The following is a 21,572-nucleotide window of genomic DNA, read 5'->3' as shown; positions in this document are numbered from 1 at the left end:
CAATTCAATTATGAAATGGAGAAAATAATGAATCAAATCAAAAGAAAGAGACGACTGTCAGCATTGGAAGCAGCAGTATTGGGAAATATCCTGTATATTGTGATTGTACTGGTATTTAAAAACATATTTGATCTGACCCGAACAAGTGGTTTTGACTATCTGTTTAATGGCATCCAATTAATAACGATTGGTGCGTTCTGGATCATCCTATTTACTGTCTGCTTTAAAAATATCAGTGGCAATGAAAAGCCAAAAACGCTGAGGTATGTTGTCTATAGTCTGATTCCCATAATCGTTCTAACCGGGACATTGACAGTGGTGTCCACCATGTTTCCGGGTCAGGATACAAACAGTATCTGGAATCAGTTTGCTTTTATTGCAGCACCCACTATATTTTGGTACCTGCCCTTTGGGTTAATTTATCAATTAGTTGGCAGTGAACTGTCTATCTTTCTGTTATTTGGAATAGCTCTGTTAGTTACCATTGTTTTTCAGGTGATCGGGATTGTACTCGGCCGAATGTTGGGCCGAAAGTATTGGGAAGAAACCAAAGCCGAAGATCAGCGGGATCTGGAGTATGATCTCGAAACGAAAAAAGACAAGAAAAAAAACCGCCGAAAATCACGCACACCGAAACGGGAAAGTATCGGTATGGAAGGGCTTTCCAATGAACAAATCAACGAAGGTTTCACGCCCAGAGAGACAGAAATCATGACAGAAGTAATTATTGACGATACCTATGTAGCTGCCGAGCGAGGGAATGTTAAAAAACCCCGCTATAAGAAATCAGAAACGGGACTGTTTGAAACCAGTGAGCTCATTATCGAAGAAAAGCCGTTTCGTTCAGAAAAAGTTCAGCCTTCCAATGAGAGCGAAATAAAGCCAGCGGCAATGCCGGAAATCACAGCCGACGCGGAGTTTAGTAATGAACAGTCACAACCGTCTGAGGATTGGAACCTTTCGCAACCCATCGAGCTGGAGAATCTCAATAAAGGGTTGAATCAGCATGAAGAATCGGATGATAAATCCTTCTTGATGGAAACCAGTGCCGTGCGGATTATCAATGAAGAGGATATTGAAGCATACTATAGGAATAAAAAATGAGTATTTCAACGCTAACATCACTTGATTTAATATGTATCCTGATTTGCGTACTTTCAGGAATAATAGGATTCAAACGAGGTGCAATAAATACCCTGATTAGTTTCGGGGGATTTATTGCATCTTTTGTAATCGCCTGGTTTTTTTCACCACTATTGGCAGATTGGTTGATTCAGTCGGGTATGCTAAATAATCTTTTTGCAACAATTAACATTGATGCTATTTCCCAGTCGCTGATGGATTTGAGTACCCAACAGAGTGGTTTAACCAATGCCCTTCTCGGTGAAGCTGTTATGAGTAATGGTCAATCCATCTTGGATCAGGGTATTACCGTAATGACAGAAGTGATCAAGCATGGTATTGCCAACAGTATCAGTTTTGGTATTCTTGTTATGGGGGTTTCGGTGTTGTGCTGGTTGCTGCAAATCATCTTTTTAGGAATCTCAAAAATTCCTGTCATTGGAACAATTAATCGTCTTGTAGGGGCATTAATCGGAATGGTTTTAGGAGCCGCCATCATCGCAGTGATGCTTTGGGTATTTTCTGCGATTAATCTTGCCACGGGAGGTGTATCCAATTTGCCCACCGTTGAAGCGAGCAGTTTATTATCAACTTGGATACCAATTGGGCTTAACGCTATCGGAATTCAATAGGAGTCAATTATGGAATATTTAACAACAAGTTTTTCAACGTATCTCAGTCAATTTGATTTTTCACATTTACTGCAAAAGTGTATGGTTTCAGGGATCGTTCTAATTGTGGTTGTGATCAGTTTAAAAATTACCTTTGGTGTTGTCGACCGAATTTTTGATGGTGAAAAAGCAGGACTTGAACCCCGGGACGCTCGCCGAATTGTTACCTTGAATCATGTGACAAAGACCGCCACCAGAGCAAGTATCTGGACGTTGGCGGGTTTGATTATTCTGGGTCAATTCATTAATGTGGGTTCATTGTTGGCGGTAGCTGGAGTTGGAACTCTGGCCATTGGTTTTGGGGCTCAGGGGATTGTGGAAGATGTGATGAGTGGCTTTGTAATTGTCTTTGAGAATCAATTTAGTGTTGGTGATTATGTGATCATTGATGAAACGCATTATGGTATCGTTGAATCGATTGGGATGCGCACAACCAGCGTTCGGGAATTTAATGGGGGACTTTTTATCATTCATAATGGCAAAATCGATCGTCTCATCAATTATTCCAAAGGACATATGAAGGCAATTGTTGAGGTCAGCATTGCCTACGAAGAAAACGTCGAAAAGGTCATAACAATCCTCGAAGAAATCTGCACAGATCTATATGAAAACCATGAAGAGTTATTTAAAATTCGTCCTGAAGTTCAGGGAGTCACCCGGCTTGATCCGTCAGCTGTTGTTATCCGAGTTGTATGTGAAGAAGATGCGGCATCAAAATTTGCGGCAGAAAATTTACTGCGGCAACGAATCAAAACGGTATTTGATGAAAAAGGAATTGAAATTCCATATAATAAAACCGTGATATATAATCAAAATTCGGTCAGACCGATGGACAAAAAAGAAGCAGAGGTGAAATATGGAAACTAAAGTTTATTCTTTAGGGGATCGGGTAGAAATGAAAAAAAAGCATCCCTGCGGAAGCTTTCAATGGGAAATTATCCGGGTTGGGGCTGATATTAAAATAAAATGTCTGGGTTGCGGCCATATTGTTATGCTTCAGCGGTCTAAATTCAATAAACAGATAAAGAAAATTCTGAGCGGTGAAAGCAAGGGAGAAGTATGAAAGAATTTTTTATGACCCAATGGAATGGAGCAGAAACCTATTTTGAAAAACATTTAAAACCAACGTTCTTTTTTTGTCTGACATTTTTTGTGGTTATGAGTGTTTTAAATACCCTGCTTTTTCTGAGTGACCCGGGTTTGAGTCAGAGTTATTTTAATGAGTTGCAGGCGTTGTTTAACCAGAAAGAATTTTTAGATGGCACCGGTGTCGATCTATGGCTGGGTATTTTTTTAAATAATGTAATTGCCAGTGGAATCAGCAGTCTTTTAGGGGTTGTTCCATTTTTATTTTTGCCAATGTTTTCGCTGGCTTCCAATGCGATTATTATTGGTTTGATTGGTGCAGTGTATCAAACCAATGGCATTGGCTGGTTTGCTTTTCTGGTGGGGGTTTTGCCCCATGGTATGATTGAGATTCCAGCGCTGGTTCTAGGGGTAACGCTGGGTGTACATCTCTGTTTGCAATTATCAAAAACAATTTTGAGAAGAAGCCTGAAGGGTGAGCTAAAACAGGCGGCGATTGGATGTTTGCGAATTTATTTATTGTGGCTGATTCCACTTTTCTTCTTAGCTTCTTTTATAGAAACATTTATGACGCCAATTCTTTTCAATGCGGTTGTACCTGTCTGATATAAAAAAATACAAGAAAATCCTTGCATGAATTGTAAGATATGATATAATTAAAAGCTGTAATCCTTGCTCGCTGGAAAAGTGAGCCATAGTCCATGAGGAGGTGAAATGGAATGAGAAAGTATGAAACACTATTTGTTTTAAAACCGGATCTTGAGAAAGAAGCGATTGAAGAACTCGTTGGCAAAGTAAAGGCTGTTATTGAAGCGGCTGGAGAAATTGAAAAAGTCGACGAATGGGGCAAACGAAAATTAGCCTACGAAATCGATAAAAAGTATCAAGAAGGCTTCTATGTTTTAATTGACTTCAAAGCTGATAATTCAGTACTTGATGCATTGGATCATTTATACAAAATTAACGAACAGTTTATTCGAAGCATCGTTATTAAAAAAGAGAAATAGGGGGCAATTCTGTGAATAAAGTAATTCTCGTAGGAAGACTAACCCGTGATCCTGAGGTGAAAAACACAACAACGGGCAGAGCAGTCGCTTCATTTACCTTAGCGGTGGATCGTCGTTTTAAAAACAAAGATGGTCAAAAAGAAGCAGATTTTGTGCCAATCGTTGTATGGGGAAAACAGGCAGAAATTGCAGGACAATATTTGTCAAAGGGTAGCCAAATTGGTGTATCAGGACGACTACAGGTAAGAAGTTACGACGCACAGGATGGTCAACGACGTTATGTGACGGAAGTTGTTGCCGATGAGATTAGTTTTCTCTCATCTGGCCGGAGAGATTCGAATGCCGGATTCCAGCAAACTTCAGCGCCACAATCCAATAATAATATGTCAGTAATGGGATTGGATGAAGATTTTCATCTGATGGCCGATGATGACGATATACCTTTTTAAGATAGGAGGAAAAATACAATGCCAAAACCATTTAAAAAGCGAAGAAAAGTTTGTGAGTTTTGCGAACGAAAAGTAGAAAATGTTGACTATAAAGATGTAGTAACGTTAAAAAAATTCGTTTCCGAACGTGGGAAAATTCTACCAAGACGAGCAACCGGCACCTGTGCTAAACATCAGAGAAAGGTAACTGAAGCCATTAAACGTGCGCGAAATGTTGCCCTATTACCATATAGCTCAAACAATTAAAAACGCAAAGCTGTTTGTTTCAGGAAGGATCTGGAGCGAACAGCTTTTTCTTTTTCACCAATGAGCGAAGTAAATTCTTGAGCGAAGTTCCTGTTAAAACGCACCAGGCAAATGATTCTGCCGGGAAGGTTTGGAAGAATTGTGGGAGAAATTAAAAATCAGAGCAAACAAAAATAATAGGCATTTTCCGTTAATATGATATAATGGTTCAGTAACTTTTTATACATGAGTGGGATAGGGTAATACGTAAGTTACCAATTTGGAGGATTAATGAAAACACGTGGAATAACAGAAGGTGCCATGTTTTGTGCTCTGGGAGTCATTCTTACCTTAGTTAGCTATTACTTGCCTTTTTTTGTGCTGTTGGTATTTTTTATACCGGTACCGATGGTGGTATTGGGAAAACGCCAGGGTCTGAAGGTGAGTATCCTTTCCAGCATTGCAGCCACGATTCTAATTGGTCTTTTTTTGGGACCGCTCAATGCGATTTCTTTTGGGGCCCTGATGCTTTTTGTGGGCTGCAGTCTGGGATTTGCCTATAATCGGGATTATTCACCGGTTCTGAAAGTGGCCATCGGAATTATTGGTTTTGCAATTTTGCTGATTGCGGTGGTGGCCAGCTATGAATGGGTGATGGGGATTGGTTTTACCAGCCTGCTGTTACAGACCCTGGAACAGAGTACCAGTGAGGTGATGACGTTTTATCAAATCGCCAATATTATGGATGCCGAACAGCTGGCAATGGCCAAAACGGCCATGGATAAAAACATTGAAATGATGAAGCTGGCATTACCCAGTGCTTTTCTGTTACTGCCAGTTGTATTTGGGATGGTCAATGTGATCGTTTCAGATATGATTTTAAAGCGGATCGGCTATCCGGTTAAAACCTTTAGACCTTTAAGTCAATGGGAAATGCCAGCAACCCTTAAATATTTTTTGATGGTACTGATCCTCGGTGATTTTATCATCAGTATGTTTCAGATTACCACGATTCCGCAGATTTATATTGTCACGGTGATGAATTTTGTCAATATTATTTTCCTCATTATGGGACTATCATTGATTTTAAACTATCTGGAATACAAGCAATTAACGAATAAGGGGCTAAAAGTGCTGGTAGTCATCTTAAGCTTATTGCTTAGCTCACTGGTAACCATTTTGGGGATCGCTGATACGTACATCGGAATTCGTCGGATTTTTCGAAGGGAGTCCCAGATCAAATGAAAGAGTCAAAAAAAGATATTGTCCGATTTGCGTTAGCGGCTCAGTTGATTGTCTCTCTGGTACTTGGTTTTTTTAATATCTTCCTGGGAATTGGCGGGGTTATTATCTTTGTGATTTTGATCATGTATTACACCAAAAACACCACCATTGATGAGATCAAAATCGATAAAGCCATTGATGAAATCTACAGTGATCTCGATAAGATTAATCAGGAACGGATGTATGAAATGCCGATTGCCATGGCGATTGTCGATAATGAAGGCATCATTTATTGGTATAATCAGGCATTTGGAAAGGCCTTTAAAAAAGAAAAAGAAGGCTTGTTCAAAAAAAGTATCATTAAAGAATTAGATTTCAATCTGATCGAGGCCATCAAAGCAGAGGAATTTACCTTCCATTATGAAGAACGGGACTATGGTGTGGTTACGAATGCTTTTTCTGACAAAATTCATAGTTTTGAACTGTTGCATTTTTTTGATGTCACCGAACAAAGTAAGCAGCGGCAGCTGTACCGGAAAAACTCGCCGCTGTTCTGCTACATCGTCATTGACAATTATGATGATATCATTGAGCAGATTCCCAGTCATAAGCGCTCGGCGATACTTGGAAAGGTTGATCTGAAGCTTAACGAATGGGCGAAACAGCTGGGCAGTGTGATCATTGAGTATGAAAGTGACCGTTATCTGATGATTTTTGAGCGGGGAAAAATCTGTGCTCTGCAAAAAGAGAATTTTAAAATCCTTGATGAAGTTCGAGAAATTGAAAATGATGAAAAAGTACCGATCACCCTCAGTATTGGTATTGGTATCTCTGAAAATATTCTGGGGATTATCGAATCTCAGGAATTGTCCCATTCAGCCTTGGATATTGCCCTGGCTCGGGGTGGTGATCAGGCCGTGGTGCGGCAAGATGAAAAAATGTCCTTTTACGGGGGCAAGAGCGAAGCCACCGAAAAAAGAACCAAGGTTAAGGCCCGGGTTAAGGCTTACGGTCTGAAAGAGCTAATCAAAGAGTCGGATCACGTTCTGATGATGGGTCATCAGAATCCCGATATGGACTGTCTGGGGTCGGCGGTCGGGTTGCTGGGAGCCTGTAAATCCCTTGGTAAAGAAGGAAAAATCGTGATTCGGGAGATAAATTATTCGATCAAATCACTGTTTGATTATCTGTTGGAAAATGAAGCCTATCAGGATGCCTTTATTACCCCCAAAGAAGCCGAAAGCTATGCCACTAAAAACACACTTTTGATTATTTTAGATACCCAAACCGTCAATTATCTGGAAATGCCGTCCCTGGTGGATCAGATCCCTAAAATAGTGGTTATCGATCATCATCGGCGGTCTGGAAAAGCCATTAATGAAACGCTGTTGACCTATACTGAAGCCTATGCTTCATCCACCTGCGAACTGGTGACTGAGTTGCTGCAGTATTTTGATGAGAAGAGCCAGCTCAATGTCATTGAAGCCAACGCTTTAATGGCGGGGATGTGTATGGATACCAAGATGTTTACCTTAAAAACGGGGGTGCGAACCTTTGAAGCCGCCTCTTACTTAAGGCGAAAGGGCGCCGATACCCTGATCAGTAAAATTTTGCTGCAGGATGATCTGAATACCTATACGGCCAAATCAGATGCAGTCAAGAATGCTAAAATCTATTTTGATAACATTGCGATCTCAACCTTTGAGAACAATACCGATTATGGTAAGGTGATTGCCGCCCAGGCGGCGGATGAATTGTTAAATATTAAGGGAATCGTGGCTTCCTTTATCATTCTTAAAAATGAAGAGGGGCTGGCTATCAGTGCCCGCTCCATGGGCGAAGTCAATGTTCAGGTAATCTTAGAAAAATTGGGTGGTGGTGGCCATTTGGCCATTGCCGGAGCACAGTTTCCCGGTGAAAAAAATATCGAAACCGGGGTCGAACTATTGCTCACTGCCATTAAAAAATACAAGAAGGAGAATGGATCATGAAAGTAGTCTTATTGGAAAATGTAAAAAATGTTGGAAATAAAGGTGATATTGTCGAAGTGAAGGATGGTTATGGCCGGAACTTTTTGATTAAAACCGGTAAGGGTGTCATTGGCAATAAAGAAAATATTGCTATGGCTGAGACGAACAAAGCCGAAGAAGCACAAAAAGTCGCAGCCGAACGACAGGCCGCCGTTGAGCTAGCTAAAACCATTGATGAAACGGAAATTACGATTACCGAACGGGCTGGCGAAGACGGCAAATTGTTTGGGTCGGTTACCAGTAAAGACATTGCTGAAGCTCTCGAAAAACAAAAAGGCATCAAGGTTGATAAGCGCAAAGTCGAACTGGAAATGCCATTGCGCAATGTGGGTCGGGCGGAGGTTAAGATTAAAACCTATCAGGGCGTAATCGGAAAACTGACCGTACTCATCAAAGGCGAAGCCTAGGAGATTAAGCGGTGATGAATCCCAAAGTCCCGCCCCATAATATTGAAGCAGAGCAGTCTGTGCTAGGTGCCATCCTGATGGATGAGTCCAATATTGCCCGGGCTGAGGAGCTGTTATCCCCCCAGGATTTTTATCGGGGCGGTCATAAAGAAATCTATGAAGCGATGCTTGATCTTCACAATGAACGAAAACCCATTGATACGGTCACGCTGATCAACGCTCTGAGAAACCGGGGGGTGCTGGAAAAAATCGGTGGGATTGGCTATCTCAGTGAGCTGATCGAGATGGTGCCGATTCACCGGAATTATCTGGAATACTGCCAAATCGTTCATGAGAAGGCGGTGATAAGAAATCTAATTCATACGGCCACTCAGATTCTCGAAGACAGTTATGGCCAGTATGATAATATCGGGGATGTCATTGATCGGGCCGAACAGGAAATTTTTAAGGTTTCCCAGGGCCGGCGAACGGGCGATTTTCAGAGTATTCAGGAAACCCTCGCCACCACCCTGGCCCAGATTGAAGCCATCGAAAGTAAAAAAGGCAAGCTCACCGGAATTGAAACCGGTTTTACCGAACTTAATCATATTACCTCCGGCTTACAGCCCTCGGATCTGATCATTGTGGCGGCCCGACCATCAATGGGAAAAACCGCCTTTGCCTTGAACATTGCTCAAAATGCTGCCATTAAAGACAATCGCTCAGTGGCGATTTTTAGTCTGGAGATGTCCAAGGAACAGCTCGTACAGCGTATGCTTTGCGCAGCCTCATTAGTGGACAGCAATAACGTCCGTACCGGGAATCTCAGTAAGGAAGACTGGGAGCGAATGGTGGTTGGTTACAACACCCTCTACGGCGCCAGTATTTTTATCGATGATACCCCGGGAATCACGGTTTCGGAAGTCCGTTCCAAATGTCGGCGGCTAAAAACTGAAAAATCCCTGGATCTGATTGTGATTGACTACCTGCAGCTCATGAGCGGCGGTGGACGAACTGAAAACCGGCAAAACGAAATTTCTGAAATGTCCCGGGGTCTTAAAGCCCTGGCCCGGGAAATGGAAGCGCCGGTGATTGCTTTATCACAGCTTAGCCGAGCCCCGGATGCTCGAACCGATCACCATCCGGTCATGTCGGATTTGCGAGAGTCCGGTTCGATTGAGCAGGATGCCGATGTCATCATGCTGTTATACCGGGAATTCTATTACGATAAAAACCCAGAATTAAAAAACTTATCTGAGGTCATCATTGCCAAGCAACGTAACGGTCCTACCGGAACCGTGCGTCTGGCATGGATACCTGAATATACAAAATTCAACGATCTGGCTGTGGGTTATAATGAAGATGACTATGGCCCGGATGCGTTTGCTTAAAGGAAGAAGAACATGAAATATGATGTAATCATCATTGGGGCTGGCCCCGGTGGTATTTTTGCAGCCATGGAACTGGCCAAAAAGAACAAAGAACTTAAAATATTAATGCTGGAAAAAGGCAATTCAATTGAAAAACGGATTTGTCCCAAGCGTCAGACCAATGTCTGCATTGGCTGCAAACCCTGTAATATTACTACCGGATTTGCCGGTGCCGGTGCTTACTCGGATGGCAAGCTATCGCTTTCACCCGATGTCGGCGGTGAGCTGCCGGAATACATTGGCTATAACACCACAGTTGATCTGATTAAATATGTCGATGATTTGTATATTGAATTTGGTGCCGACAAACGGGTTCATGGTGTTGATGATCCGGATAAGATCCGGGATATTCGGACCAAGGCAATCCAGAGCAATTTAAAACTGATTGAATGCCCGGTTCGTCACATGGGCACCGAGGTCGGTTATACCATTTATCAGCGGATTCAAAATTACTTAATCAATGATTTGGGCATCGACATTAAGTTTAGAACTCCGGTGCAAAGCCTGGTGGTTGAGAATAATTCCGTCGTTGGCGTGGTTGCCAAAGGTGAAACCTATCGGGCGGATAAGGTACTGGTGGCCGTGGGCCGGGATGGCTCGGAATGGTTTACCTCGATGTGTGAAGAATACAAGGTGGAAACCAAGGTCGGAAAAATCGATATCGGCGTTCGTTTGGAAACCCGCAACGAAGTGATGCAAGAAATCAATGACGCCCTTTATGAAGGTAAACTGGTTTATTATACCCCCACCTTTGATGACAGCGTCCGAACCTTCTGTTCCAACCCCGGGGGCGTCGTATCGACTGAATATTACGATAACCAATTGGCGGTGGTCAATGGCCACAGCTATAAATCCGATAACTTAAAAACCCACAACACCAATTTTGCCTTGCTTGTTTCTAAAAGCTTTACCGAACCCTTTAAAGAAGCGGTTGCCTATGGCAAGCATATTGCCGGGTTGGGCAATATGCTCACTGGCAACAAGATCATGGTGCAGCGCTATGGCGATTTCTTAAGAGGCCGCCGAACCACCGAAGAACGGCTGATGCGCAATAACATTCGGCCAACCTTAATTGATGCAGTGCCTGGTGATTTGTGTTTGGTGCTGCCTTACCGGATTATGAAGGACATCGTGGAAATGATTCAGGCCCTGGATCATGTTTCACCCGGTCTCGCCAGTGACGAAACCTTACTTTATGGGGTCGAGGTCAAATTCTATTCCAACAAGGTGACGGTGGATAGAAACTTCCAGTCCAGCATTAAGAATCTCTATGTACTGGGGGATGGCGCCGGGGTAACCCGGGGGTTAATGCAGGCCTCCGCCAATGGAGTCTATGTGGCCCGAAACCTTTATAACGAATAGATGTCCGGAAAACTTTATATAGTCGGTACGCCAATCGGCAATCTGGATGACATGAGTATCAGGGGATTGCGGGTTTTACAGGAGGTTGATCTGATTGCCGCCGAAGATACCCGGCACTCGATTAAGCTGCTCAATCATTTTGAGATTTCTAAAAAAATGGTAGCTTATCATCAGCATAACGAACAAAAGTCGTGTGAAGGTCTGATTGAACTGCTGAAACAGGGTCAAAATATCGCCCTGATTTCTGATGCCGGAATGCCACTGATCTCCGATCCGGGATCCGTGCTGGTTAAAGGCTGTGTCGCCAATGCGATTGATCTGGAGGTGGTGCCCGGTCCCAATGCCGGTCTTTGTGGATTGGTATTGTCAGGACTGGATACCCGTTCCTTTTTATTTCTCGGCTTTTTAGGCAAAGACAATAAGGCGGTCAAAGAAGGGGTCAACCGAATTACCGCATCGGCGGATACGGTGGTGCTTTATGAGTCACCCCACCGCTTGCCTAAAACCCTGGAAATTTTGGATCAACATGGCCTGGGGCATCGGCAGATGAGTATCTCCCGGGAGCTTACCAAACGCTATGAGGAAACCCGCTACGGCACCATCGCAGAGCATCGGGACTATTATCAGCTAAATCCCCCCCGGGGCGAGTACGTTATCTGTATTGAAGGCCGAACCGCCGATGAAGGCCAGGGGGCGGCTTCTCTGGAACTGGAAAGCCTGAGCCTCGAAGACCATCTGGCTCATTATCTGAAGTCCGGCCTGCCGGAAAAAGAAGCGATGAAAGCAGTGGCCAAAGATCGTAATATTTCCAGGCGGGATGTTTATAACGCGGTTAAGCGATAAAGCCCTTGAAAAAATCTGGAATTAAAGTATAATAGGGATAGCAATTAAAAAATTTAAAATTACGATGAAGAGAAGAGTAGATGTGGATACTGTGGAGAGAGAGCCGGGATGGTGAAAGCCGGTGACAGAAAAAGCATTGAAGATGGCCTCGGAGTAAGTTTGGGTGAATCGTTTAGCCCAAACCGCTTGACGCGATAAAACTGAAAGTTTGATAAACTTATGAAGGCATTATTTGTGAGAATAATGTGAACTAAGGTGGTAACGCGAACCCTTCGCCCTTAACTGGATGGAGGGTTTTTTTGCGGATTTTAGCATCTCGAAAATAAAGAAACAAAATAAGGAGAAATTATGTCAGAAAAAACATTTTATATCACCACCCCCATTTACTATCCCAGCGGGAACCTGCACATCGGACATACCTACACCACGGTGGCGGCCGATACAATTACCCGGTTTAAAAAACTGCAGGGCTATGATACTTACTTTTTAACCGGTACCGATGAGCACGGTCAAAAAATAGAAAAAGTGGCGGCTGAAGCTGGCGTTGCGCCCCAGGCCTATGTCGATGGGATTGTCACCGGCATCAAAAGCCTTTGGGACACCATGAACATCAACTACGATCAGTTTATCCGGACCACGGATCCTGAACATGAAAAAACGATTCAGAGGATTTTCAAAAAGCTCTATGATCAGGGCGATATTTATAAGTCCAATTACGAAGGCTGGTACTGTACCCCCTGTGAATCCTTCTGGACCGAAAGTCAGCTAGTTGAAGGCAACTGTCCTGATTGTGGACGACCGGTGGAAAAAGCTTCGGAAGAAGCGTACTTCTTTAAAATGTCCAAATATGCCGATGATTTGCTCAAACATATTGAAGAACACCCCCATTTTATTCAGCCAGAATCCCGCAAAAATGAAATGATCAATAATTTCATTAAACCCGGGCTGCAGGATTTGTGCGTTTCCCGAACCTCTTTCACCTGGGGGGTACCGGTTGACTTTGATCCTGGTCATGTGGTTTATGTCTGGATTGATGCCCTGCCCAACTACATTTCGGCCCTGGGTTACCTCAATGACAAACCAGATCTGATGGAAAAATACTGGCCGGCCGATGTCCACTTGGTCGGCAAAGATATCATTCGATTCCATACCATTTATTGGCCGATTATTCTGATGGCGTTAAAATTACCGCTGCCCAAACAGGTTTATGGTCACGGCTGGATTTTATTAAAAGGCGGAAAAATGTCAAAATCGGTGGGGAATGTGGTTGATCCCGTGGTTTTAGTCGACAAGTATGGGGTTGATGCCTTGCGCTACCATGTGTTGCGGGAAATGAGCTATGGTTCGGACGGTGTTTATAATGAAGATCTGCTAGTCAGTCACATCAATTCCGACCTGGCCAATGATCTTGGTAATCTGCTCAGCCGAACCCTGGCGATGACCGATAAATACTTTGGTGGTGTGATTCCAACAGAGCGTGAGACGGAAGATATTGACACAGATCTGATTGCACTGGCTGAAAAAACGCCCGGGGTTGTCAGTGACTACATGGATAAGCTGGACTTTAGCCGGGCCCTCGAAGAAATCTGGAAGCTGGTTTCCCGTTCCAATAAGTATATTGATGAAACCCAACCCTGGGTACTCGGCAAAAGCCCGGAAAAACAGGCTCGTCTGGCCCAGGTAATGTATAACCTGACCGAGTCCTTGCGGATCGTCACGGTGCTGATTTCGGCGGCAATGCCGGAAACCGCCCGAAAAATCGGTGAACAGCTAAACTGTCCGGCGGCATGTTTAACCTGGGACAGTATCCAGCATTTTGGCGGCTATCCAGAAGGGCTCAAAATCGAGCGCTGTGACGCCCTGTTCCCGCGCATTGAGCTGGAAAAGAAAGCGGAACAGCCGGTTAAAGAAGCGAAAGCCGAAAAAGCTAAAAAAGAAAATGAGAGTAAAACGCCGGAAGAATTGCCGGAAGGCCTGATCACCATTGACGATTTTGCCAAGGTGCAACTGCGGGTGGCTGAGGTAGTCGCCTGTGAACCCCATCCCGATGCCGACCGCTTGCTGGTTTTACAGCTGCAAGTCGGCCAGGAAAAACGGCAGGTAGTTTCTGGGATTGCCAAATACTACGCCCCAGCAGACCTGGTTGGTAAAACTGTCATTCTGGTGGCCAACTTAAAACCGGTCAACCTCCGGGGACTGGAATCCAACGGTATGATTCTGGCCGCCACCAAGGGCAAGAAATTATCTCTGGTCACCGTCGATGGCATTCCCTCCGGCGGAAAAGTATCGTAATTTATACAAAAAAATTCAGGTAATTTAAAATAGAACAATGATTGCTTTGCTGTCAGTTTCACAAACAACCAGAAAAAATCGCTGGACGAATTTCTTCGAGGTCGCAGGCAGTCGCCAACTACAAGCAAGCTTGTGATTGCGACTGCCTTTGCGGATGTTGTAATGTGCAGTCGAACAGTGTAAAAACTGTTTTGTGTAAACGGACAGTGAAGCGCATGGTAGTTTAGAAATAATAAAAAAAGTCTAAACAGAATTTTTTTCTGTTTAGACTTTTTAAAAGTCCCGAATTAGAGACTTTTTATCATCTCGATGTATTCATTTTTTTCTCGAACACCGACAAAGCGGTTAACCGCTTCACCGTTCTTAAAGAAAACCACGGTGGGGATACTCATCACCCGAAACTGTTGGGCCAGGGCCTGGTTGTCATCCACATTGATTTTACAAACCTTCATACCAGCTTCAAGCTCCTGAGATATTTCATCAATTGTTGGCGACAGGGCTTTACACGGGCCACACCATTCTGCCCAAAAATCCACCATGACAGCTCCATCATAGGATAAAATTTCAGTTTCGAAATTTTCCATATTGATTGTTATAACTTTTTCACTGGACATTATTCTCTTCACCTCTTTAACATATTTGCTCAATCATTATATAATAATTCATAAGAAGTTAAAAGGATAAAAGTTAAATTTCTCCGTTTAAAGGAGGGGGATTGTGTTAAAATAGAGGCATGGAAAAAATGAATAGAAAAAAGAGTATCATCAAAAGTGAACTCGAAAAGCTTAACAAAAACAATAAGCACCGGTTTCACATGCCCGGACATAAGGGCCGGGGTGATGCCTTTGCCTTATATGATTATGATATTACCGAAATTCCCGGTGCGGATAATCTTCATGATGCCCAGGGGATCATTGCTGCAGCCCAGAAAAAACTGGCAACGATCTATCACAGCGATGAAGCGGCGATTCTGGTCAACGGCACTACTACGGGTATTCACAGTGCCATCCTGGGCAGCTGTGCTCCGGGTGAGCAGCTGCTGGTGCCCACCAACTGTCATCGGGCCGTTTTTGGGGCCCTGGGGCTAGGGCGCATTGAAGGGGTTTTTATCACCCCGGAGATTGACCTAAACTTGGGCTTTGCCCACTCAATCAGTGTGGCTGCGGTTCGTCAGGCTCTGGCCAAAAACCCCCACAGTAAGGGGATGATTTTGACCAATCCCAGCTATTATGGTACCATCAGTGACCTAAAAACAATTGCCGGAATCCTTCATGAACAGGAGAAATTTTTAATTGTTGATGAAGCCCACGGCGCTCATTTGTGCTTTAGTGAAAAACTGCCGCCAGACGCTATTTCAGCCGGTGCCGATGTGGTGATTCAGAGTACCCATAAAATTCTGGGATCATTGACCCAAAGCTCGCTGCTTCATTTTCAGGGCAACCGCGTCAATCGTCAGAAGATCAAAGCCTATCTTAGCCTGCTACAAAGCTCGTCACCCAGCTATCCGCTGATGATCTCGGTGGAAGAGGCGGTGGATGCGGCCGAGGAAAAGGGCGAAGCCATATTTAATGGAATTGTGGCTGCGCATCAGGAATTTTGTCAGCAGCAGAATGGTCAGGAGCCGATTGTTCTGTATGGCGGAGAAACCGCAGCACAGGATTATGATCGCAGTAAGTGGCTGTTTTCGACCCGGGGCATCACCGGAGCGGAAGTGGAAGCCCGGCTGTTAGCCGATTACGGCATTCAATGCGAAATGTCGGCAGATAATCATCTGTTGGCGATGACCGGGATGGGCACCACCCGGGCTGATTTAGTAAGCTTAATGCAAGCTATCTGTGCTATAAATAAAACCATCCGGCTCGATTTAACGGTCGAAAAAGAGCCTCAGTCCCCCCGACGGTGGCGGGAGCAGATCGATTTTACGGCTGCTGTCCAAACAGAGATACCACTGTGGGAAGCCCTTGCCTGGGAAGAACGCTGTCAAATACCGCTGGAACAGGCCATTGGGCAACTGGTTGGGGATTTTATTATTCCCTATCCGCCGGGGATTCCGGTTTTGTTGCCGGGCAGCCGGATCACCGCTGAAATGGTAGGATATCTAAACGACCTGCTGGATCACCAGGTGGCGGTGGTGGGAATCGATGTAAACAGAGCCGTCACAATTATCAAAAAGGAGCCGGTAATCATGGAAAAGAATCATCAGGGAAAACTGATCGTCATCGAAGGAGTAGATGGTAGCGGGAAACAGACCCAAACCCAACTGCTCTATGACCGGCTGGTAGAAACCGGGGAAAAAGTCAAAAAAATCGCCTATCCCCGCTATAACAAAAAATCATCAGCGATGGTAAAATTATATCTGGAAGGGGCTTTCGGGAAAGATCCCGGGAGCATCAGCCCCTATATCGCGTCAACCTTCTACGCCGCCGACCGTTATGCCTCCTATAAGGAAGATTACGAGGACTTTCTTAAACAGGGGGGATTGGTACTGGTCGATCGCTATACCACCTCTAATATGGTTCATCAGGCGGGAAAAATAAAGGATCCGGACGAACGGAAACGTTTTCTTGACTGGCTTTGGGATTTTGAATTCAATCTCTATGGTCTGCCGATTCCGGATCTGGTCTTTTTTCTTAACATTCCCCCAGAGATCAATGAGCGGTTAATTAAAAACCGTAACAATAAAATAACCGGAAAACAGGAAAAAGATATTCATGAAAGCAGCCCCCAACATCTTAGGGATTCTTACTGCAGTGCCTTGGCGCTGGTGGCAGAATATGGCTGGACGGAAATCAATTGTGTTACGGATAACCAATTGCGCAGTATAAAAAGTATCCATCAGGAAATCTGGGAACGCATAAAGGAGCATAAATCAAATGATTGAAGATCAGTATACCTATTTAACCATGGCCGACTCCGACATGGATTTTATTCTGCTTAAGAATTATTTAAATGCCCACGGGATTGAGGTCATTACCAGAGAAAAAGGTTTTGGCGGACCAATTCGCAGCATCTTTATGGGAAATTTTACGCCCGCACACATTGAGGTTTTTGTTAAAGACAGCGATTTTGAAGCGGCCCTTGATCTCCTGGATTATGAAGAATTCAGTGCCGAACTGGATAAAGAATTGGGACTGGATCGTGATGATTGGGATAACGGAGATGAGAAAAAGAAAAAACCCCATTAATAACTGTCTGTGAGAGGAAAACTATGTTTGAAATGATTCAGGGTCATCAAACCATTATCAATCATCTTGCCAACGAAATAGGTTCCCAGCAGGTAAGCCACGCTTACCTTTTTTCAGGAATCGATGGGATTGGAAAAAAGAAAACCGCCCGGGAGTTTGCCAAGGCCCTTTTATGTCAGGATCGGATCAACCCAGGCTGTGGCCAGTGTCCGGGTTGTCTTCAAATTGAGCATGAGAACTATCCCGATGTCAGAATAATTGGGCCCAAAGCGGGAGTCGATAGCATCAAGATCAGTCAGGTGCGGGAAATGATCAGTGAGCTGGCAATTAAACCCTATTCGGGAGACTGGCGTATTAATATCATTGATGGGGCAGAAAAGATGACACCAGAGGCCCAGAACAGTTTACTGAAGTCTTTGGAAGAGCCGCTTAGCTATAATATTTTTATTCTGGTCACCAGCCACCCCCAGTCGATCTTACCGACGATTCGCTCCCGCTGTCAAAGCTATCATTTTCAGCCGTTGAGCATGGTCGAAATGGAGGCTGTTGTTTTTGGGCAAGGCGAATTTGAAAAACAAGCGGTGATCGAAGCCGTCCGGGCCGCTGGGGGATCCCCGGGGATGGCCTTATACCTGCTCAATAACAGTGAGATTCAAAAAGAAAGAACCCACTTTCTGCGGGAACTGTACAGCCTGTTAAAAGGCGATGAGATAAAGATTTTTACGCTGGCCGAAGCGCTGTCCAAGGATAAAGCCACCAGCCAGGAGATGCTGGAGTTTTTTATTCACTGGTTTTATGAGGTCAATCTCCTTCTGGAAGGTCATCCATTGCCGCAGCAGGGAGAACCGAATCCGGCGCATCGGGCCTATTATCAATTGCTGGAAAATGAAAAAAATCAGGCCATCATTAAAACTTTGTTTGAAATGATGGCGACGATACAATATAATGTTAACTTAAGATTACAATGGGAAAAGTGTTTCATTAAGATAATGAAAATTCAGAAAGGATAAGCCAATGGGAAAATCAGTCGTCGGTGTACGATTTAAAAAGGTGGGCAAAATATATTATTTTGATCCCCTGAATATTGAGTTTGATCAGTTTGATCCGGTTATTGTCGAAACCGTCAGAGGCATTGAGTATGGTGAAATTGCGTTGACTGCCAGAGATGTGGATGAAGCAGAAATAGTGGCTCCGGTAAAACCGGTGATCCGTAAAGCGACCGAAACAGATACCATAGAGTTTAATAAACTCAAGCAAAATGAACAGGATGCCAAAGCAATTTTTATTGCCAAGGCCAAAAAGCACAAGCTGGAAATGAAACTGATCGATGTGGAGTATACCTTTGATCAGAAAAAGGCGATTTTTTATTTTACTGCCGAAGGCCGGGTCGATTTTCGTGAGCTGGTCAAAGATCTGGCATCGATCTTTAAGGTTCGGATTGAACTGCGGCAAATCGGGGTGCGGGATGAGGCCAAATTGTTCAAAGGACTGGGTGTTTGCGGACGGACGACCTGCTGTGCCCAGTGGCTGGGGGATTTTACCCCAGTATCGATAAAAATGGCCAAGGAACAGAATCTATCCCTTAATTCAACGAAGATTTCCGGGATCTGCGGGCGGCTTTTATGTTGCCTGACCTATGAGCAGGAATTTTATGAAGAGGTTTCTAAAAAGCTGCCAAAGGTGGGACAACGTGTCATCACCGCCGATGGTGAAGGGGAAGTCTTTAAGTTAAGCATTCTGGAAGAAACCGTTTTCGTTAAAATTCAGGTGAATAAGGACGAAACCGAGGTAAAAAAATATCTTCTGGAAGAAATTGAAGTAAAAAAATTCGAAAAAGTCAAAAAAGATAAATAATCATCTTGATTTCACTTCAAAAAAGGATATAATAAAGATGTTGTTAATGCTAAAAGGAGGGTTTTTTAGATGGCTTACAAAATTACAGATGAATGTATTGCTTGTGGCTCTTGCATGGACGAATGTCCAGTAGAAGCAATTTCTGAAGGCGATATCTATGTTATCGATGCAGCTACATGTACTGACTGCGGTTCTTGCGCAGAACAATGTCCAGTAGAAGCAATTGTTCAGGACTAGTTAGAAGTATGAAAAAAAGGCACCTTCCAGAGTATTCTGGGAGGTGCCTTTAACGTGGAATAACTAGAGCAGTAATTTTTTATTAAATAATTTAAATGATATGATTTAAAAGAGTGTTAAATAATAAAATATATGGGTAAATATCTACTCGAGAAATAAAATCAATGACAGATTAAGATCTGGAGGAGGAAAAATGCAAAAATATGTATGTGATATTTGCGGGTATATTTATGATCCTGAGGTAGGGGATCCTGACAGCGGCGTTGCACCGGGAACAGCCTTTGAAGATATCCCCGAAGATTGGGTTTGTCCGTTGTGCGGCGTTTCAAAAGAAGATTTTTCACCAGAAGACTAGAAAAGTGCAGTCAAAAAAGAGCCAAAGCTCTTTTTTTTATGGGATCAATGGGTTATAATGAAAATGACTACGAAAACATGGAGGACATATGGCAGTTAAAGCACGGGAAACCCTTGAAAGCAAACAAATCAGCATCACAACCCTGGGGATATTAATGGTGGTGGTGGTTGGATATACGCTTCTATACAATCAGTTTGCCAATACCCTGGAAGATTATCGGTTAAAAACAATTGTTGGTGTAATTAGTCTGGTGATTATGATGGGGGGCTTTTTAATTTCATTGCGCTATATTACAACCATCTATGAGATGATTATTACCCATGACCAATTTACCATCGACCGTAAAATATTTTTTTGGAAAAAAACGGTACTGGAAATAAAAATAGACGACATAATAAAAATTGTGCCACTTGAAGAAGCTAAAAAGATCGAAGGACAAATGCGTAACTACACCCTGACAAATATGGACGGAAAACGAAAATATGTGATCCAATATGAGCAACAGGGAAAAATTTGCTGTGCCAAGATCCAATGTACCGGGAAATTTCATGAAACCTTAAAAAAACAGGTCAAAATATAATAGTTTTAAGGAAACCTTAAGGGAAATAGGGTATTATTTGGACATAACAAGTTACCCTCTTTCAAAGTTTTTAGAAAAAACCGAACGCTTTTCACACGGCTTCGGTTTTTTTCTTTTTTGGATAAAAAAATTTGCGATTCAGAAGAAATTTTATCAGGCAATTAGATGTTGTTAATGCGGTAATAAATCGGGTATAATACTCCTAAATAACTAAAGGATCCATCAGGAAAGGAAAATCTATGGAAATCGTAGCAATTATGGGAAGCCACCGGAATGGTCAGAATACGCAGAAGGCCATCGACTTTTTTATTAATAAAATTGAAGTTGAACACGAATTCTTTGAATATAATGTCAATCAGATCGATGTTCATGCATGTACTGCCTGTGATTATTGTATTCCGCATCAGGGGAAATGTGTCATTGAGGATGATATGACCCAAATTTATCAGAAAATGGAAAGCTGTGATTTGCTGATCGTGGCCAGTCCGGTTTATTTCAGTGCTTTTCCCTCAAAAATTAAAGCGCTGATTGATCGAACTCAGATGATTTATAACCTTAAGGATAAATCGAACATCAAAAAGAAAAAAATTCTGATTATTGGAGTCGGTGGAGCACCGCATTATCCGAGACAGTTTCAGGCCATGGATAATACCCTGGAGTGGTACAAAAAAACCCTGAGCTGTGATGAGATCGGCTTCGTTCAATTTTCCCATACCGATGAGCTGCCAGCGCTGGATAATCAAAAGTGCCTGGACGAGCTGGCAGAAATTGCAAGTAAAATCAATACGCCGATGGCATAACTTTATAAAAATCAAGAAATAAGGAGAAATAAAATGGCAAAGATAATCGATCAAACCGAATTTGATACTCTGGTTTTAAAAGGCGAAGGTGTGGTCCTGGTAGATTTTTTTGCGACCTGGTGTGGGCCCTGTAAAGCGTTGGCACCGATTTTAGAAGAGGTGGCCGAGGAGTTAAAAGACAAGGTGGGCATTTATAAGGTCGACATCGATCAGACCCAGAGCCTGGCCCAGCAATACAGGGTAATGAGCGTGCCAACCATGAAGATTTTTAAACGTGGCGAGGTGGTAGAAACCATCGTTGGGCTTCAGTCAAAAGGGGTTTTACTGGAAAAGCTGAATTACTATACCGGTTAGGAAACAATAAGCCGGATGACAAGGATCACTTCATTAAGAAGTGATTCTTTTTTTGTAGATAAAAACCTTAAAAAAAATAA

At 43.3% G+C, this 21,572-nt stretch carries 25 protein-coding genes and 1 other annotated feature; of the genes, 24 read left to right on the top strand and 1 reads right to left on the bottom strand.

Annotated features, from left to right (window positions below):
* Positions 1-27: 27 nt before the first annotated feature.
* From Q7P33_RS14660 to metG, 15 genes are all read left to right on the top strand, one after another.
* Positions 28-1,104 carry a hypothetical protein gene (locus Q7P33_RS14660; protein WP_303871438.1) on the top strand — a complete coding sequence of 359 codons (1,077 nt, stop codon included), beginning with the start codon at positions 28-30 and terminating at the stop codon, positions 1,102-1,104.
* Positions 1,101-1,754: a CvpA family protein gene (locus Q7P33_RS14655; RefSeq protein WP_303871436.1), complete on the top strand. Its 654-nt coding sequence runs from the start codon at positions 1,101-1,103 to the stop codon at positions 1,752-1,754. The genes Q7P33_RS14660 and Q7P33_RS14655 overlap by 4 nt, the downstream gene beginning before the upstream one ends.
* 9 nt (positions 1,755-1,763) lie before the next feature.
* Positions 1,764-2,660, top strand: coding sequence for a mechanosensitive ion channel family protein (locus Q7P33_RS14650; protein ID WP_303871435.1), 897 nt, complete (start codon positions 1,764-1,766; stop codon positions 2,658-2,660).
* The gene (locus Q7P33_RS14645) at positions 2,650-2,856 is read left to right on the top strand and encodes a DUF951 domain-containing protein (protein ID WP_070370660.1); all 207 of its coding nucleotides are present in this window, start codon (positions 2,650-2,652) and stop codon (positions 2,854-2,856) included. Before Q7P33_RS14650 ends, Q7P33_RS14645 begins: the two co-directional genes overlap by 11 nt.
* Positions 2,853-3,485 carry a stage II sporulation protein M gene (locus tag Q7P33_RS14640; protein ID WP_303871434.1) on the top strand — a complete coding sequence of 211 codons (633 nt, stop codon included), beginning with the start codon at positions 2,853-2,855 and terminating at the stop codon, positions 3,483-3,485. The genes Q7P33_RS14645 and Q7P33_RS14640 overlap by 4 nt, the downstream gene beginning before the upstream one ends.
* A gap of 113 nt (positions 3,486-3,598) precedes the next feature.
* Positions 3,599-3,886 (top strand): 30S ribosomal protein S6, encoded by a 288-nt coding sequence (gene rpsF / locus Q7P33_RS14635; protein WP_070370662.1) that lies wholly within the window; start codon positions 3,599-3,601, stop codon positions 3,884-3,886.
* A gap of 11 nt (positions 3,887-3,897) precedes the next feature.
* Complete coding sequence (locus tag Q7P33_RS14630) at positions 3,898-4,335, top strand: single-stranded DNA-binding protein (protein WP_303871433.1); 438 nt, start codon at positions 3,898-3,900, stop codon at positions 4,333-4,335.
* An 18-nt stretch (positions 4,336-4,353) separates the two neighbouring features.
* A complete protein-coding gene (rpsR, locus tag Q7P33_RS14625) occupies positions 4,354-4,581 on the top strand; it encodes a 30S ribosomal protein S18 (RefSeq protein ID WP_070370664.1) in 228 nt (75 codons plus the stop codon).
* A 270-nt stretch (positions 4,582-4,851) separates the two neighbouring features.
* The gene (locus Q7P33_RS14620) at positions 4,852-5,805 is read left to right on the top strand and encodes a YybS family protein (protein WP_303871432.1); all 954 of its coding nucleotides are present in this window, start codon (positions 4,852-4,854) and stop codon (positions 5,803-5,805) included.
* The gene (locus Q7P33_RS14615) at positions 5,802-7,775 is read left to right on the top strand and encodes a DHH family phosphoesterase (protein ID WP_303871430.1); all 1,974 of its coding nucleotides are present in this window, start codon (positions 5,802-5,804) and stop codon (positions 7,773-7,775) included. The genes Q7P33_RS14620 and Q7P33_RS14615 overlap by 4 nt, the downstream gene beginning before the upstream one ends.
* A complete protein-coding gene (gene rplI, locus Q7P33_RS14610) occupies positions 7,772-8,221 on the top strand; it encodes a 50S ribosomal protein L9 (RefSeq protein ID WP_303871428.1) in 450 nt (149 codons plus the stop codon). The genes Q7P33_RS14615 and rplI overlap by 4 nt, the downstream gene beginning before the upstream one ends.
* Before the next feature lie 14 nt (positions 8,222-8,235).
* Positions 8,236-9,591 (top strand): replicative DNA helicase, encoded by a 1,356-nt coding sequence (gene dnaB, locus Q7P33_RS14605; RefSeq protein ID WP_303871426.1) that lies wholly within the window; start codon positions 8,236-8,238, stop codon positions 9,589-9,591.
* A 12-nt stretch (positions 9,592-9,603) separates the two neighbouring features.
* A complete protein-coding gene (locus Q7P33_RS14600) occupies positions 9,604-10,992 on the top strand; it encodes an NAD(P)/FAD-dependent oxidoreductase (RefSeq protein ID WP_303871425.1) in 1,389 nt (462 codons plus the stop codon).
* Entirely contained in the window at positions 10,993-11,835 is an 843-nt protein-coding gene (gene rsmI / locus Q7P33_RS14595; protein ID WP_303871424.1) for a 16S rRNA (cytidine(1402)-2'-O)-methyltransferase, read from the top strand.
* A 55-nt stretch (positions 11,836-11,890) separates the two neighbouring features.
* Positions 11,891-12,118, top strand: a binding site (T-box leader).
* A 65-nt stretch (positions 12,119-12,183) separates the two neighbouring features.
* Positions 12,184-14,127: a methionine--tRNA ligase gene (gene metG / locus Q7P33_RS14590; RefSeq protein WP_303871422.1), complete on the top strand. Its 1,944-nt coding sequence runs from the start codon at positions 12,184-12,186 to the stop codon at positions 14,125-14,127.
* 287 nt (positions 14,128-14,414) lie between these two features.
* On the opposite strand, the gene trxA (Q7P33_RS14585) is transcribed toward metG, so the two are convergent.
* Positions 14,415-14,741, bottom strand: a complete 327-nt coding sequence (trxA, locus tag Q7P33_RS14585; protein ID WP_070370672.1) for a thioredoxin — start codon at positions 14,739-14,741, stop codon at positions 14,415-14,417.
* Between the two features lie 128 nt (positions 14,742-14,869).
* Here trxA (Q7P33_RS14585) and Q7P33_RS18070 point away from each other — a divergent pair, with 128 nt between their 5' ends.
* From Q7P33_RS18070 to trxA (Q7P33_RS14535), 9 genes are all read left to right on the top strand, one after another.
* Positions 14,870-17,008: an aminotransferase class V-fold PLP-dependent enzyme gene (locus Q7P33_RS18070; RefSeq protein WP_369693318.1), complete on the top strand. Its 2,139-nt coding sequence runs from the start codon at positions 14,870-14,872 to the stop codon at positions 17,006-17,008.
* On the top strand, positions 17,001-17,312 hold the full coding sequence (locus tag Q7P33_RS14570; RefSeq protein ID WP_303871421.1) for a hypothetical protein: 312 nt from the start codon (positions 17,001-17,003) through the stop codon (positions 17,310-17,312). The genes Q7P33_RS18070 and Q7P33_RS14570 overlap by 8 nt, the downstream gene beginning before the upstream one ends.
* 23 nt (positions 17,313-17,335) lie before the next feature.
* Positions 17,336-18,322 carry a DNA polymerase III subunit delta' gene (gene holB, locus Q7P33_RS14565; protein WP_303871419.1) on the top strand — a complete coding sequence of 329 codons (987 nt, stop codon included), beginning with the start codon at positions 17,336-17,338 and terminating at the stop codon, positions 18,320-18,322.
* 4 nt (positions 18,323-18,326) lie between these two features.
* Positions 18,327-19,166, top strand: a complete 840-nt coding sequence (locus Q7P33_RS14560) for a stage 0 sporulation family protein (RefSeq protein WP_303871417.1) — start codon at positions 18,327-18,329, stop codon at positions 19,164-19,166.
* Between the two features lie 69 nt (positions 19,167-19,235).
* Complete coding sequence (locus Q7P33_RS14555) at positions 19,236-19,403, top strand: 4Fe-4S binding protein (protein WP_148636984.1); 168 nt, start codon at positions 19,236-19,238, stop codon at positions 19,401-19,403.
* Between the two features lie 193 nt (positions 19,404-19,596).
* Complete coding sequence (gene rd / locus Q7P33_RS14550; protein ID WP_070370677.1) at positions 19,597-19,758, top strand: rubredoxin; 162 nt, start codon at positions 19,597-19,599, stop codon at positions 19,756-19,758.
* 88 nt (positions 19,759-19,846) lie between these two features.
* On the top strand, positions 19,847-20,338 hold the full coding sequence (locus Q7P33_RS14545) for a hypothetical protein (RefSeq protein ID WP_303871415.1): 492 nt from the start codon (positions 19,847-19,849) through the stop codon (positions 20,336-20,338).
* A 239-nt stretch (positions 20,339-20,577) separates the two neighbouring features.
* Entirely contained in the window at positions 20,578-21,138 is a 561-nt protein-coding gene (locus Q7P33_RS14540) for a flavodoxin family protein (protein WP_303871414.1), read from the top strand.
* Between the two features lie 33 nt (positions 21,139-21,171).
* Positions 21,172-21,492, top strand: coding sequence for a thioredoxin (gene trxA, locus Q7P33_RS14535; RefSeq protein ID WP_303871413.1), 321 nt, complete (start codon positions 21,172-21,174; stop codon positions 21,490-21,492).
* Positions 21,493-21,572: the final 80 nt, after the last annotated feature.

This window comes from Acetobacterium wieringae (assembly GCF_026646375.1).
Lineage (GTDB): Bacteria > Bacillota > Clostridia > Eubacteriales > Eubacteriaceae > Acetobacterium > Acetobacterium wieringae_A.
The sequence above is the reverse complement of the archived record's forward strand: the minus strand, read 5'-3'. Positions and strand labels throughout refer to the sequence as shown.

What these genes read in the sequence shown, in the direction of transcription:
- Q7P33_RS14660 (WP_303871438.1), top strand. Translation starts at nt 28, where the DNA reads ATGAATCAAATCAAAAGAAAGAGACGACTGTCAGCATTGGAAGCAGCA.
- Q7P33_RS14655 (WP_303871436.1), top strand. Translation starts at nt 1,101, where the DNA reads ATGAGTATTTCAACGCTAACATCACTTGATTTAATATGTATCCTGATT.
- Q7P33_RS14650 (WP_303871435.1), top strand. Translation starts at nt 1,764, where the DNA reads ATGGAATATTTAACAACAAGTTTTTCAACGTATCTCAGTCAATTTGAT.
- Q7P33_RS14645 (WP_070370660.1), top strand. Translation starts at nt 2,650, where the DNA reads ATGGAAACTAAAGTTTATTCTTTAGGGGATCGGGTAGAAATGAAAAAA.
- Q7P33_RS14640 (WP_303871434.1), top strand. Translation starts at nt 2,853, where the DNA reads ATGAAAGAATTTTTTATGACCCAATGGAATGGAGCAGAAACCTATTTT.
- rpsF (WP_070370662.1), top strand. Translation starts at nt 3,599, where the DNA reads ATGAGAAAGTATGAAACACTATTTGTTTTAAAACCGGATCTTGAGAAA.
- rpsR (WP_070370664.1), top strand. Translation starts at nt 4,354, where the DNA reads ATGCCAAAACCATTTAAAAAGCGAAGAAAAGTTTGTGAGTTTTGCGAA.
- Q7P33_RS14620 (WP_303871432.1), top strand. Translation starts at nt 4,852, where the DNA reads ATGAAAACACGTGGAATAACAGAAGGTGCCATGTTTTGTGCTCTGGGA.
- Q7P33_RS14615 (WP_303871430.1), top strand. Translation starts at nt 5,802, where the DNA reads ATGAAAGAGTCAAAAAAAGATATTGTCCGATTTGCGTTAGCGGCTCAG.
- rplI (WP_303871428.1), top strand. Translation starts at nt 7,772, where the DNA reads ATGAAAGTAGTCTTATTGGAAAATGTAAAAAATGTTGGAAATAAAGGT.
- dnaB (WP_303871426.1), top strand. Translation starts at nt 8,236, where the DNA reads ATGAATCCCAAAGTCCCGCCCCATAATATTGAAGCAGAGCAGTCTGTG.
- Q7P33_RS14600 (WP_303871425.1), top strand. Translation starts at nt 9,604, where the DNA reads ATGAAATATGATGTAATCATCATTGGGGCTGGCCCCGGTGGTATTTTT.
- rsmI (WP_303871424.1), top strand. Translation starts at nt 10,993, where the DNA reads ATGTCCGGAAAACTTTATATAGTCGGTACGCCAATCGGCAATCTGGAT.
- metG (WP_303871422.1), top strand. Translation starts at nt 12,184, where the DNA reads ATGTCAGAAAAAACATTTTATATCACCACCCCCATTTACTATCCCAGC.
- trxA (WP_070370672.1), bottom strand. Translation starts at nt 14,741, where the DNA reads ATGTCCAGTGAAAAAGTTATAACAATCAATATGGAAAATTTCGAAACT.
- Q7P33_RS18070 (WP_369693318.1), top strand. Translation starts at nt 14,870, where the DNA reads ATGAATAGAAAAAAGAGTATCATCAAAAGTGAACTCGAAAAGCTTAAC.
- Q7P33_RS14570 (WP_303871421.1), top strand. Translation starts at nt 17,001, where the DNA reads ATGATTGAAGATCAGTATACCTATTTAACCATGGCCGACTCCGACATG.
- holB (WP_303871419.1), top strand. Translation starts at nt 17,336, where the DNA reads ATGTTTGAAATGATTCAGGGTCATCAAACCATTATCAATCATCTTGCC.
- Q7P33_RS14560 (WP_303871417.1), top strand. Translation starts at nt 18,327, where the DNA reads ATGGGAAAATCAGTCGTCGGTGTACGATTTAAAAAGGTGGGCAAAATA.
- Q7P33_RS14555 (WP_148636984.1), top strand. Translation starts at nt 19,236, where the DNA reads ATGGCTTACAAAATTACAGATGAATGTATTGCTTGTGGCTCTTGCATG.
- rd (WP_070370677.1), top strand. Translation starts at nt 19,597, where the DNA reads ATGCAAAAATATGTATGTGATATTTGCGGGTATATTTATGATCCTGAG.
- Q7P33_RS14545 (WP_303871415.1), top strand. Translation starts at nt 19,847, where the DNA reads ATGGCAGTTAAAGCACGGGAAACCCTTGAAAGCAAACAAATCAGCATC.
- Q7P33_RS14540 (WP_303871414.1), top strand. Translation starts at nt 20,578, where the DNA reads ATGGAAATCGTAGCAATTATGGGAAGCCACCGGAATGGTCAGAATACG.
- trxA (WP_303871413.1), top strand. Translation starts at nt 21,172, where the DNA reads ATGGCAAAGATAATCGATCAAACCGAATTTGATACTCTGGTTTTAAAA.